A 14,081-nucleotide genomic window follows, 5' to 3' on the forward strand; every position below is an offset into this window, starting at 1 on the left:
CTTTAATAAATTTCAAAGTGGAATACTACTTTTATCCAGACTTATTTAAAGGCTGGTTGACGACGTAAATCCAAGGTATGTGGGTAATCTTGGTTAGTACTTTCTTCTGCTGGAACTACAAACTCAGTCACTGATTCGGCAGCATGAAAAGTATGGGTCGCAGCAGATGGTATCCAGCTAGGTTGGTCTGACATCAATAACGATGGCGTATGGCCATGCTCCCAAAATCTCGCCACTCGACGCCCTTCAGCTTCAAATGCATTAACCGGTAATGTTTCTGGATTACGACCACCAGCATGACTTACATGATATACAAACCCACCCAGTGAACGACCTTCCCAAGTATCGATCAAGTCAAAAGTTAAAGGAGCATGTACACCAATGGTAGGATGCAATGCTGTCGGTGGTTGCCATGCACGATAACGAATACCTGCCACCATCTCGTCTTTTGCTTTACCTTTCACAGCTTTTAACGGCACACGACGACCATTACAAGTCACTACATAACGGTCACTGATCGTTCCTTGTACTTTGATTTGTACCCTTTCTAATGAAGAGTCTACGTAACGTGCAGTTCCAGATGCACTCGCTTCCTCACCTAATACATGCCAAGGTTCAATGGCTGTTCTTAACTCTAAGGTCACATTATCAAGCTCACGTGTACCGCATACAGGGAACCTGAATTCAAAGAACGGATTTAACCAACCTAATTGGAAAGCAAAACCTGCTTGTTGTAAATCACGAGTCACTTCTGCTAAATCATTCTCTACATATTGAGGAAGTAAGAACTTATCATGTAACTCTGTTCCCCAGCGTACTAAAGGTTTGTGGTACGGTTTTTTCCAGAACCAAGCCAATAGTGTACGTAATAACAACATTTGTACTAGGCTCATTTGTTCGTGCGGCGGCATTTCAAAGCCCCTAAACTCTACAATTCCTAAACGACCTGTTGCTGAGTCAGGAGAATACAACTTATCAATACAGAACTCTGCACGATGCGTATTACCCGTTAAATCCACCAATAAATTACGTAACAACCTATCCACTAGCCACGGCTCTGGTACTTCACCTTCTGGCATGTGTGAAAAAGCAATCTCTAACTCATAAAGCACTTCATCACGAGCTTCATCTACACGTGGCGCTTGGCTGGTTGGGCCAATAAATAAACCAGAAAATAGGTAAGATAACCCAGGGTGATGCTGCCAATAAGTGATAAAGCTACGCAAAATATCTGGGCGACGTAAGAATGGACTTTGATCTGGTGTTTCACCGCCTAAGGTTACATGGTTACCACCACCAGTTCCGGTATGACGACCATCGGCCATAAACTTATCTGTACCTAAACGCGCCTGTTTAGCTAGCTCATAAAGTATAGTGGTTCTATCTACCAGCTGCTCCCAAGATCTAGATGGGTGAATATTCACCTCAATAACACCAGGATCAGGCGTCACAGCATATTTTTCTACGCGACTGTCTTTTGGTGGGCTATATCCCTCAATAACAACGGGCATTGAAAGCTCTTTTGCCACTGCTTCAATGGAATTTAATAAACCTAAGTAATGTTCAAAATGGCTAGTTGGCGGCATAAAGATATATAAACGCCCATCTCTCACCTCTAGTGCCATCGCTGTTTTGATCATCTCTTTGCCAATAAACCCTTTTTTCAATTTTTTAGGTTTAGCAAAAGTATCCGGAATATCAAAAGGGTCTCGATCAATAATATTATCTGTCCACGCCAAGCTATCTAAAGGTAAGCGATAACCTAATGGTGATTCACCCGGTAACAAGAAACAGTGTCCACGTTTAAATTCCCATGCACAGGATTGCCAGCAGTTTTTACCATCATTCCATTGTAAAGGTAAGACATAACCTACTGGTTTATCTATGCCTTTTTCCATCTTTTCTAAAAAACCTTTACGGCTCATGGCATGTAATAATTTAGCATCTTTTGGTCCAGGCTCTGAAGGTAACGAGCCCTCTTGCCACATGTGATAAATAATATCCTCATAGGCAGTGGTTAATGCTTCTTTGCTTAAGCCTAATGCCTCACTGAGTTTTTCAGCAAATTTTTGGCTGTCGGTATGGTCTAACTCATAATCTTTATTAGGATCAGCTAATAAACTAGTATCCTTCCACAGAGCCACTCCATCTTTGCGCCAATAACAAGCATATTGCCAGCGTGGTAAAGGTTCACCTGGATACCACTTACCTTGACCATAATGGGTAAAACCACCTTTAGTGAAGACTTTATTCATCTCCACGAATAGGTTTTGTGCCAAGACTCTTTTTTCTTTACCGTCGGCTTCCGTATTCCACTGAGGATGCTCCATATCATCGATCGATATAAAGGTTGGCTCGCCCCCCATAGTAAGATGAATACCTTGATCATCATAAATATCATCAACATGTTGGCCTAAACGATTAATCGCCGACCACTGCGCTTCAGAATAAGGCTTGGTCACGCGAGGGTCTTCATGAACACGCGTTACTTTATTATAAAAACTGAACTCTGATTTACAGTCATCAATACCACCTGTCACTGGGGCAGCAGAACTTGTCTCAGGCGTACAAGCTAAGGGGATATGTCCTTCGCCGGCAAATAAGCCAGAAGTAGGATCTAAACCAATCCAACCCGCTCCTGGAATATAAACCTCAGTCCAAGCATGTAAATCAGTAAAATCTTCTTCGGGGCCACTAGGCCCATCAAGTGATTTCTGATCTGAGGTAAGCTGTACTAGATAACCTGATACAAAACGAGCAGCTAACCCTAAATGGCGAAATAACTGCACCAATAGCCATGCGGAATCACGACATGACCCAGTTTTTTTAGTTAGGGTTTCATTTGCCGTTTGTACGCCAGGTTCAAGACGAATACCATAACCGACCAGCTCATAAATAGCTTGATTTACCGCCACTAAGAAATCAACACTGCGAATAGGTTCTTTGGGTGTTAAAGAGGCGATTAACTCGAGAAGCTTGGGGCTAGCTTTACGTTTTTTTAGATAAGGAGCTAATTCAGATTTGGATATTTTATCGTAAACGAAAGGAAATTCTTCTGCATATTCTTCTAGAAAGAAGTCAAAGGGGTTAATAACCGTCATTTCTGCAACTAAGTCTACGGTAAAACTAAACTCGGTGGTGGGTTCATTGAATACCACCCTGGCTTGATAGTTACCAAAAGGATCTTGTTGCCAATTGATATAATGGTCTTCCGGTGTAATTTTTAATGAATAACTTTTAATTTTTGTGCGGCTATGTGGGGCTGGACGTAAACGAAATATATGCGGCCCCATGTTTACTAAGCGGTCATATTTATATTCAGTATGATGCGAAATACCAACAGTGATTGTCATCGACTAATTCCCCTTTAATGATATGCAGCTATATAAATAGCACGAAAATGTTACTGGGTGTTGATTTATTTTTTTGCAATATTTATTCCACTTGCATGAAATATAATGGAAATAAGTCATTAGCCTTAATTAAGGGCCTTCAATCCTAAATTAATGGGTTTCATAAACAAAGACTACACTAGGATAATAATTTAAGACGTGCCGACTGGTGCAATAAATGCACTAAAATAGAACTAAAATTTAGAATAAGAACAACATAGTTCATATTTTTATTTGCCGGCGCATGAATAATATCCCTCATTATCAGAGCATTACACCAGCCTGCTAGATTTAAAAAATAGTTCATAATAAAGCTGCTCTGTAGGTTAACAATAATGCTATGATAGAGCATATTTTGAGCATTTATTTAACATTAAAATAACTGCGAAAAAACTCAACAACACCATAACGATTTATTCACCTTAACAACCACACTTAACACTACCAAATGGGATACAGCCTTATGCAAAAGCTAACAGATATTGGTGAACACTTCGTCAACGAACTCTCTTCTCGTTATGGCTTAAGCCAAGATGCCATCGTACATATGCTCGTTGCGGTAAATAATGGCGGCTGCTCCATGGCACAATTTAACTGCCCGGAATTAGGTGGGTCAGGACAATGGATGCGTGGGGGAATGACCATGGTAGGTGATATGTTTAATAGCGGTTTAAAAATGACCGTTGATAATTTATGTAACGAGTTGGCTAATGTTTTGACTAATAATCAAATATTCCCTGTTGTCCCTGCTGGTACACCAGGTAGTAATCAATGGTGGCCAACAGATTTAGGACAACCCTTCAGTAGTGGAGCGCAAAACAATATTCGTTATGCTGTATTTCCTAATAGGTTAGCGGTTGAGTTAAATGGTCAAATCTCTATTTACGATACACTTGACCATAATATCGGCGGTGTTAGCCAGCAACAGGGAAGCAACGATTCACTTACTTTTAGTAGCCAATGGGGCAATATTCATATCAGTAGTTTGCCTTTAATTTCAGGCCAATCATTACCCGCTTCAGGCAATACCAATTTTGCACAAGAAAATCATTCAGTAACGCAGTCAACTGAAGCACCGACAACAACGGCAGAAATGCCTAATGAGCAGTTTAACGCTGCTAATCAGATGATTGAAATTATTACTAAATTGTCGGAATTGAGAGATATGGGAGTGTTAACTGAAGATGAGTTCACTAAAAAGAAAACAGAACTATTAAACAAAGGCTAAATACTGCTTTGTTAGCACTTTATACGGTAAAAAGATGAAAACATTTAAATGTAATTGTAGTGAGCAGCCGATTCTATTTTTTGAAAGTAGCCACTGCCTTGCCTGTGGAAAAACAGTTGGAATTGATGATCAATTTGATCAAGTTGAACCCTATGAAATAGAGCCAAAAACAGGACTCTTTTATAAACAGGGTACTCCACAGGTAAAATATAAGAAATGTGATAACCACATCCAATTTAATGCCTGTAATGGCATGGTGAATCTAAGCACTTTCAGCCCAATTGCTGACAGTGATGAGGTATTGTGTTTTGCTTGCCGATTTAATGAAACGGTACCAGATTTAACTATCATAGAGCACATTCCATTGTGGCATAAAATGGAAACAGCAAAACGACGAGCACTTTATACGCTAAATGCTTTACCTGTGCCTTTACGTAATCTAGCAGAAGATCCGGTAACGGGGCTGAGCTTTGATTTCATCGCAGATCGTAATGTAAATGATCATTTTTCTAGCCCATTAGCTGGTCAAGAAACCGTCTTTACTGGTCATGACTGTGGACATATTACTATTAATTTAGCGGAAGCTGATGATGTTGCTCGTTCGCAAACCAAACATGCTATGGGAGAACGATACCGGACGCTACTAGGCCATTTCCGCCATGAATTAGGCCATTATTATTTTGATCAATTAATAGCTCAAACACCTGAAAAACATACTCTATGTAAGCGATACTTTGGAGATGATGAATTAGATTATCAAGAGGCGCTCGACAAACATTATAAACAGGGTGCACCAGAGAATTGGCGTGACACTTTTATCAGTGAATATGCGACTATGCATCCCTATGAAGATTGGGCAGAAACATGGGCTCATTATATGCATATTATTGATACCTTGGAGACTGCACAAAATTTCTCTATTAGTGGCTCTACATCGGGGCATGATACTGAAGAGTTTGAGGCTTTGAATCTACCGCAAGATGCTTCTTACTTTATGGGACAAAAAGACATTACGCAGATTCTCGATAGTTGGGTAGAGTTCTCGGTGATGCTGAACTCTTTGAATCGAAGTATGGGATTGGCAGATGCTTACCCTTTTATTTTAACGCAGGCGGTAAGAACCAAGCTATCATTCATCCATCACGCGATACATAACAAATTACACCTGCTTCCTAAGTTAGGGAAAGCAGAAGCAAATAAGCTCACTATTACAAAATAGGCGACAATAAATGGATATCCACACCGCTTAACAATCAGCGGTGTAAATACATTAATAAAGCGATGCTTTAATTAATGGTTTTAATAAATAGCTAAGTACAGTTCGCTTAGCGCCAAGTATATCCACTTGAGTTATCATACCTGGCCTAATTGGCAATTTTTCACCATTACGTTCAAGATAATTTTTATCTGTATGTATTAAAACTTGGTAATAATATTCTTTACCTTTTGCCGTATCTTCTTCAAATGTATCCGCACTGATTTGTTCCAATGTACCTTCTAAATCACCATAAATAGTATAGTCATAGGCGGTAATTTTCACTTTTGCTTTCATACCTGGTGCTAAAAATGCAACATCTTTAGGTTTAATACGTGCTTCAATTAATAGCTGGTCATCAACAGGTAACACCTTCATGATCGGTTCACCAGGTTGAATGACACCACCTCTTGTTGTGACTAAAATATCGTTAATTTGTCCACGTACTGGCGACACAATTTGAGTACGTTTTAATTGATCTTCCTTCTGTACTAATGTTTCCATTAACGCATTTAAATAGCCTTTTTTCTCGGTAAGCTCTGTATAAGCGTCCTGCATATAACTATTATTTACACTAGCCACCTTCCCTTTTAACTCTTCGATGGTTTTATCAACTTTCAATAATTCCATCTTACTGACAGCTTTACGTTTTACTAATGGTTTCAGTACAGAATACTCTTTGTTGGATATATCAATTTCACGTTGCAAAGATGCAATTGTTTGCTGTTTTCTATCTCGACGAGCTTTAAACAGTGCTATTTCAGATTTCGCTTCAGGTGTATCTAAATCGAATCCATCGGGGAAAGTGATCGTATTTTGATTTTTTACTTCTGAGTCTAATCGAGCAATCGCTGCTTTCAAGGCAACAGCTTGGCTAAGCCCTTCCATGTAAGCTGCGTAAAATCTTGTTTGATCTAAGCTGACTAACACTTGCCCAGCCTCTACCATATCGCCTTCATCCACTAGCAGAGCTTCAATAATTCCCCCCTCTAAGCTTTGGATCATTTGTAAACGGCTCGAAGGGATAATGCGCCCCTCACCTCGTGTTACTTCATCTATTTCTGCAAAACTTGCCCATACCACGAATAAAATCACCGTTAAGATACTTAACCATAAGCCTGGTTTTGCCGCAGGGTGCATAACCGTATACTCTGGGTCATTTAAAGACCTTAATAATCGTGATTGCTTATGCTGTTTAGACATTAGACTTGCCCTGTTTATTAGTAGAAAGAATTTCTTTTAATGAACCATCCATGATCACTTTCCCTTTATGCAGAACCACTCCTCTTTGCCCAATCGATAACATCCTTCTTTTATGTGTGGACATAATAAGTGTCCGTCCTTTCAGCCATTGGTTAAGAAAAACCAATACTTTTTCTTCACTATTTTGGTCAAATGCAGCAGTCGGCTCATCCATTAAAACAATGCGTGGATCTTGTAATATAATACGCGCCAATCCAATTGCTTGTCGCTGTCCACCCGACACACTGCCATTCCCTAAAATAGGCAAATCTAGACCTAAAGGGTGCTCTCTGGCTGCAGTACCTAAACCGATTGCATCTAACGCTTCGAATAATTCATTGTCGCTATGGCTTTCACCATCGAGCAATAGATTATCTCGTAAAGTACCATGAAATAATGCGATATCTTGTGGCAGATAACCTATCCCTTGACGTCGATCACTAGGGTCTATTTGTCCTAAATTGACATTATCCATTAATACTCGACCATCACTTGGATCGCTTAACCCTGCTAATATTCGCAATAACGTCGACTTGCCGGCACCATTACAACCCAATAGCATAACTCGACTACCAGCTGTAATTTTTAAGTCTTGAATATCTAGAGTCAATGCATCTTCTTGAGAATAACGAAACTTAATATTATCTACGTGATACTCGCCCTTTAAATCAGGTTTACGTACAAACTTACGATCCACAGTACGTTCAATAGGTGCATTCATTAGTTCATCTAAGCCTTCAAGGGCAACTTTTACATGTTGCCAACGAACCAATACACCGGCCATTTGATTTACAGGCGCAATAGTACGAGAAACCAACATGGTACAAGCAATCAAACCACCTATCGTTAGATTGCCATTATTGATTTCGAAAACACCAATAATTAGCACGCCAACATAACAAAGCTGTTGAGTCATCGAAGCACCTAAAGTTAAAAAGGAATGAATTCTTTTAAGTAGCACATTTTCATCGGCTAGTTGCGCTGACAACTCTTCCCATAACTTTAAATTCCTCCCTTCTGCACGCGTCGTCTTTACTGTTTCTAAATTGTCTATTACTTCTAACATTAAACCGTGTTTAATCGCGCCTTCTCTAAGGTTTGCACGAGATAATTTAGCTAACTTTTTTTGCATCAATAAACTAGGTAGTAACATTAATAAAATACCGATCACAGGTACCCAGACTACAGAACCACCAATGTAAGCAATCACACTTAAGAAGATAATAATAAAAGGAAAATCACTGATAGTCGCAGCTGTTGAAGAGGTAAAGAATTCACGAACACTTTCAAACTCTCTAATCTGGCTGCTGAAAGCACCAGTAGATCCAGGTTTAGCAGATAAACGAATCTGCATCACTCGTTCAAACAATAGAGAGGATAGTTTTATATCCAGACGCTTCCCTGTGGCATCTAATAAATGCGCACGTATCACTCTAATAACAAAATCCAGAATAATGGCGAGGATAACTCCAGAGGAGAGAACAAAAAGCGTATCAAATGCACTATTCGGTACGACTCTATCGTAAACTTGTAAAGCAAATAATGAAGTTGCTACAGCTAATAAATTTGCGACAAAAGAAGCAACTGCGACTTCTGCATAGGCAGGCCAACAACGAGCTAATGGCCCTTTAAACCAGTGCTCATTTGCTTCTTTTGCATAGTTTCCAGCACGATCATCTTTTCTAAACTTAGGTTTAGCAAGAATAGCAGTACCTGTATAAATATCTTTGAGTTCATCAAGGCTGAGATCATTAATACCGCCTCCAGTCTCTGGCAATAAAACTTTTGCTGTACCTTGTTTAAGATCTAACTCTGAAAGAATAACCGTAGTACCAGACTCAGTTAATAATAACGCTGGCAATAAACGTTCAAAGATATCTTCAAGTTCAATATCCACAACACGTGCAGACAAGCCTATACGAGCAAGGGAACGCGGAACATAATCTAATGCCAACTTTCCTTCATGCAGTGGATAACCATCAGCTAACTCAGAAGAGGTTACTTTTCGGTCAAATAATCCACAAAACAAAACAAGGCCTTTTCTTAAAGGATCTTTTTGTACTTTTGTAAATTGGAATCGACGAGAAGAATGAGGAAGCGTTTTTTCTTGTTGTTGTTCTGTTCCTTTTTCCATTAGTATCTTTCTCTCTCACCTTGCAGCAATAATAGCTTATTCAACATGCCTAGTTTTGAAGCGGTACGATAAGGCAACATTTGATATTCTGATGAAGCACTAATTAACTGCGTTTTTAATTGGAATGTCTCCGCTTCATTGGTCAATAGATCTTCAATAGTTCTTAAACCTGCACTGAATTGGTCTAAATAAACTTTGACTAAATGCGAAGATTCTTTAACTTGATATTTTAACGCTTCGACTCTTTGTCGTAACGCAATTCTACTTTCACTATCAGAACCAAACTCTCGTGCTAAATCACGATGTACTGACTGTAACTCCCATTTTGCAGCTTCTACTAATTGTAGTTCAGATTGCGCTTGATAATAGGCAGATAGACCTTGGTTAATTTGCATTTTTACATTAATGCCAATAGAAGAGTCTTTAGTAAGTACACCATTTACATCTCTTTTTATCGTACTTGCTTCCAACACCACATTAGGCTTCAAGCCCGCACTGGCACTTTTAGCATCAAATTCAGCAATATAAATATCTTGCTGAGCTTGCATATAATCAGGAGATTGAACAATATTTTCCTCTAATTTATCTTGAGTATTCAATTGTTCAAATATGTCGAATGACTCAGTAAATTGAGGTAGGGTGCTAGGAGGTTGTCTAAGAAGTAATATATAAAGCCGTTCTGCCGCTTTAAGTTCGCCCTGAATAGTTGCAAATTGCTCATCAACATAAGCTTGATATTTAAATACTTTACTTAATTCTGAGCTGTCGCTAAATTGATAATTATCTCGTTCTTTAGCTAACAAATAAATACTATGTAGCTCACTTTGATACTGCTGTAATACGTTTAATTTTTCCCGCGCAGTGTAGATCTCATAGCAAACCTCAATGACCTCTAATGCAACTTCCGATCGAGCACTTAATAAAGCATGCACTTGTTTTACTTTCTTCGCTGTGGCTGAATCGATATTACTCGCTACTTTCCCCCAGTCATACAAGGTTTGTGAAAGAGTCACATCGTAACCTAGCTCTCCATATAACCCGTGCTCTGGTCCAACCGATAAATCTAAAGAGGGCCAATAGCCCCCCTCTTCCACTTTTATTTGCGTAATAGCACTTTGGATTTTCGCCTCTTCTACTTTGATTTTAGGGTTATTTGCTAACCCTATATTCACTAACTGCACTAAAGAAAACTGATTAGTACTTTGATTATATTCATCTAAAGCATAAACACTGCTGCCCTTAGCACATAAAAGCAGCATAACCATAAAGTAACGTTTAATGGGCATATTAAATAGTTGTCCCTATCTCTTCGTCAACATACAAGGTTGTAGTACCTAAGTGATACTCGTTATAAGCAACTCCATTCACTACCGAACTTCCGGCAAATGTAGCACCCTCCATATCAACAGAATCATTAGCATCACCATTAATGGTTAACGTATCTTCCTCATCCGTTAATGCTTTCACCGCTTCTTCAGTGAGTTTTAACACATTACCAGTTTCGCCTTCACTTAAGTCAATCGTTTCGATATTAGTGATAGCACCGATGTTGGCATCGCTCAAGTCTAAATCTAGTCCATCATCAAGCATTAAAGTATCACTACCTTCACCGCCATCAATACTTTCAAACTGACCACCTGAAATAGAGATTAAATCATCTCCATCACCACCACTGAAAGTATCGCTACCGCTACCATCGATAAGCATATCGTTACCAGCACCACCGATTAAATTATCATCACCAGACCCTCCACGGATAAGGTCATTACCACTGCCGCCTATCAATACGTCATTATCACCGTAACCATATAAACGAAGGCCGCTTGAACTATAGCCATAGTCCATTTCGTTTTGACCGCTATCACCTTCTTTAACCGTATCAATATCAAATAGGATATCGTTAAGAGCATCAGCACTTACGAGGTCACCTAATGAGCCACTACTACTTGCACCTTCTGAATCAGTTGCCGTGATCGTTAAGTTATTTAACACATCAGCTTGTACATTTAATTCAAGCGCTCCGCCTAATAGCCCTTCATTATCATAAAATTGAACTGTTGCTAGTAATTCATTAATTGATTGATTATCTATTGTGCCGCCATCTACTGCGGTAATAGTGAGCGTCGAAGAAGCTGCAACAAGCCCTAATAAACCAGAGTTATTACTGACTTCTATTTGTAGCCCTAACTCGGCAGCCATTTCGTTTGATGCAGCTAATGTTAGCTCTGTTAAGCTGACATCTAACAAGGCTTGGTAATTCACTTCCACACTAGTCAAGTTACCATCAATATCTATTGCAGTAAGGGCTTGGTTATCTAAGTTAATAATGTCTAACGCTTGGACTGCTACTAACCCTAATAAAGAAGTATTCGAAGCACACACGATTGGTGCAGTATTATCAACATTTGAAATAACCTCTGGAGCAGCACCCGAGCTTTCAAAATCAACGGTTGCTTGGGAAATATCACCATCACCATCAACTAAGTCAATATCGATAGTTGTAGTCCCACCTAGAACATCGTCTCCTAAGGCGAGGTCATCAACTAATAAATTGCCATTCGCAAGTAAGTTTTCAATAATATCTTGGTCAGTAGAAAGCCCTTCTGTGATATCTACTCCACTAAATATGATGCTTTGATCAACCTCTGCTGTTGTATAACCACCTTGGAAGTCACCATCTGCACTGATATAAAGTGTTGTATCTGTTCCATCAAATTCAAAGTGTAAGAAGTTAGATAAATTACCTGCACCTGAGGTACCTATTTTACCTTCGCCATTTAATAATTCAGCAAGGTCAATAATATCAGCACCACCCGCAACAGGTCCCATTTCAAAGTCGGTAATAGTATCAACACTAGCTACATCAACGGTTTCCCAACGGAACACATCATTTCCTGTACCGCCAGTTAAGGTATCATTACCTATTCCACCAATAAGGATATCGTTACCTGTTCCACCATCTAATATATCGTTACCAGCACCACCACGTAATAGATCTGCACCTTCGCCACCATTTAAAGTGTCATTGCCACCGTAACCATAAATACGTTCGCTGCCAGTTAAGCTTGTATTTGTATTTGCATTATCATCGCCTTCAAACAAGTAATCAGGACTATCACCTGTTGATAAAAGTCCAAGAGAAGCGAGGTCCGAGTTCGTAGAACTGACAGCATTGCCTTCTGAGTCAGTAGCTGTAATTGTTAAAGTAGGTAATACACCAAGTGAAACACCAACTTCCTTCCAATACACACTTCCAAGAAACTCATTCAATTGTTGATTAGTAATGGTTGAATCATCTAAAGATGTAATGATAATTGAGGCAGTAGTCCCAATTAAAAAGCCTAAATCATCTGTAACGATTTTCAGACCAAACTCTTTAGCCATATCAATTGAATACTTGAAACCAGCATAACCTAAGTTAACACTTATACTTTCAGTAGAGATAACAACCTGTGTTATATCATTATTAGCATCAATTGCAGAAAACGCTTGGCTCGAGCTGAAATCAATAAGATTCAAAGCATCAACGCCTACTAATCCTAATAAAGAATTATCTGCACCTAATGCGACTTCAGGGCTAGATTCAACGGTAGCTTCAACGTCTGCAACTCCTGTTGTGGTATAGCTGTATTCACCTGAGGCTAAATCAACGGTGATAGTTTCACCTTTAATAGTATCTATAGTTAATATTTGAGTGTCAGTATCATAGTCTGTTTCCTCAAAAGCATTCACAATATCAGAGCTACCATAAGTGGTAATTAAGTTACTGTCAGTATCGTAACTAAAGGTATATCCATCTATTGTGATAGTTGATACCTCAACGCCATCCGCACCAGCGTTAACCACAATATCGCCACTATATAAAGTATTAACCGTATCAACGACCTCCTGTTGATATGCGATTACACTAGCAATATCATCTATAACATTGACAACTAACTGCGCTGTTTCACCAATATTACCAACGAGATCTGTCGCCTCAACACCAAATGCGACAGTTAATTCATCACTTCCTTGGGCTATATGATCAAGTGGAGCAACTAAGTCGAAATTATAATTACCATCACTATCTAATGAGAGTATTGCTACATCACCAGAACTAGTGCTACCTGTTAATATCTGCGTATTTTGCGCACCTGTTGTTAAGGTCCAAGTAACGGCTTCTCCTTGTGATGTATAAACATCTGTAGGTGCTATTAATGTAAGGTTACTTAGCTCCTCAGAAATGGTTAAAGAACCTGAAACAGAAACTGTAGTCGCAAGATTTGATTCATCTACCGTTAATAATAGATCGTCTACAGTAGGCGCTGTTAAATCAATGGTAATTGTGCCGGTTGCAACGTCACTGCTGTTGTTCGCCGTATCCGTTGCCACCACACTTACTGCGATGTCACCCTCAGTCAGTGCTGCTAATTCGTTATCCGCTAACGTCCACGTGCCATTACCATTGTTCGTTGCTGTATATTCAATATCATTGACCGTCACCACAACCGCGGCCGTTGGATCATCAATCGTACCGGTGATCGCAGGAGTTGTATCGTTTGTAGTGATTGACGTCACCGCTACCGTTGGCGCTATTAAATCAACGGTAATTGTGCCAGTTGCAACGTCACTGCTGTTATTCGCCGTATCTGTTGCCACCACACTCACCGCAATTTCACCTTCGGTTAATGCGGCTAATTCATTATCAGCTAATGTCCACGTGCCATTACCATTGTTCGTTGCTGTATATTCAATATCATTGACCGTCACCACAACCGCTGCCGTTGGATCATCAATCGTACCGGTGATCGCAGGAGTTGTATCATTGGTAATAATTGAATCGACGCT

Annotated in this window: 7 protein-coding genes; 2 read left to right on the forward strand and 5 right to left on the reverse strand. The window is 39.5% G+C overall.

Going from position 1 to position 14,081, the window contains the following annotated elements; all coding sequences use genetic code 11:
- Positions 1-41: 41 nt before the first annotated feature.
- Positions 42-3,353: a transglutaminase family protein gene (locus OW492_RS16045; protein WP_290041447.1), complete on the reverse strand. Its 3,312-nt coding sequence runs from the start codon at positions 3,351-3,353 to the stop codon at positions 42-44.
- Between the two features lie 502 nt (positions 3,354-3,855).
- On the opposite strand from OW492_RS16045, the gene OW492_RS16050 reads away from it, so the two are divergent.
- The gene (locus OW492_RS16050) at positions 3,856-4,620 is read left to right on the forward strand and encodes an SHOCT domain-containing protein (protein ID WP_290041448.1); all 765 of its coding nucleotides are present in this window, start codon (positions 3,856-3,858) and stop codon (positions 4,618-4,620) included.
- Between the two features lie 34 nt (positions 4,621-4,654).
- Positions 4,655-5,839 carry a putative zinc-binding metallopeptidase gene (locus OW492_RS16055; protein ID WP_290041449.1) on the forward strand — a complete coding sequence of 395 codons (1,185 nt, stop codon included), beginning with the start codon at positions 4,655-4,657 and terminating at the stop codon, positions 5,837-5,839.
- Between the two features lie 51 nt (positions 5,840-5,890).
- On the opposite strand, the gene OW492_RS16060 is transcribed toward OW492_RS16055, so the two are convergent.
- The 4 genes from OW492_RS16060 to OW492_RS16075 all read right to left on the reverse strand — a co-directional run.
- A complete protein-coding gene (locus tag OW492_RS16060) occupies positions 5,891-7,078 on the reverse strand; it encodes an HlyD family efflux transporter periplasmic adaptor subunit (protein WP_290041450.1) in 1,188 nt (395 codons plus the stop codon).
- Entirely contained in the window at positions 7,071-9,251 is a 2,181-nt protein-coding gene (locus OW492_RS16065) for a type I secretion system permease/ATPase (protein ID WP_290041451.1), read from the reverse strand. Before OW492_RS16065 ends, OW492_RS16060 begins: the two co-directional genes overlap by 8 nt.
- Positions 9,251-10,537, reverse strand: a complete 1,287-nt coding sequence (locus tag OW492_RS16070) for a TolC family protein (RefSeq protein WP_290041453.1) — start codon at positions 10,535-10,537, stop codon at positions 9,251-9,253. Before OW492_RS16070 ends, OW492_RS16065 begins: the two co-directional genes overlap by 1 nt.
- A 1-nt stretch (position 10,538) precedes the next feature.
- On the reverse strand, positions 10,539-14,081 hold a 3,543-nt coding region (locus OW492_RS16075; protein WP_290041454.1), incomplete at its 5' end, for an Ig-like domain-containing protein.

Origin of the sequence: Psychromonas sp. 14N.309.X.WAT.B.A12 (assembly GCF_030397575.1) — a bacterium.
Lineage (GTDB): Bacteria > Pseudomonadota > Gammaproteobacteria > Enterobacterales > Psychromonadaceae > Psychromonas.

What these genes read in the sequence shown, in the direction of transcription:
- OW492_RS16045 (WP_290041447.1), bottom strand. Translation starts at nt 3,353, where the DNA reads ATGACAATCACTGTTGGTATTTCGCATCATACTGAATATAAATATGAC.
- OW492_RS16050 (WP_290041448.1), top strand. Translation starts at nt 3,856, where the DNA reads ATGCAAAAGCTAACAGATATTGGTGAACACTTCGTCAACGAACTCTCT.
- OW492_RS16055 (WP_290041449.1), top strand. Translation starts at nt 4,655, where the DNA reads ATGAAAACATTTAAATGTAATTGTAGTGAGCAGCCGATTCTATTTTTT.
- OW492_RS16060 (WP_290041450.1), bottom strand. Translation starts at nt 7,078, where the DNA reads ATGTCTAAACAGCATAAGCAATCACGATTATTAAGGTCTTTAAATGAC.
- OW492_RS16065 (WP_290041451.1), bottom strand. Translation starts at nt 9,251, where the DNA reads ATGGAAAAAGGAACAGAACAACAACAAGAAAAAACGCTTCCTCATTCT.
- OW492_RS16070 (WP_290041453.1), bottom strand. Translation starts at nt 10,537, where the DNA reads ATGCCCATTAAACGTTACTTTATGGTTATGCTGCTTTTATGTGCTAAG.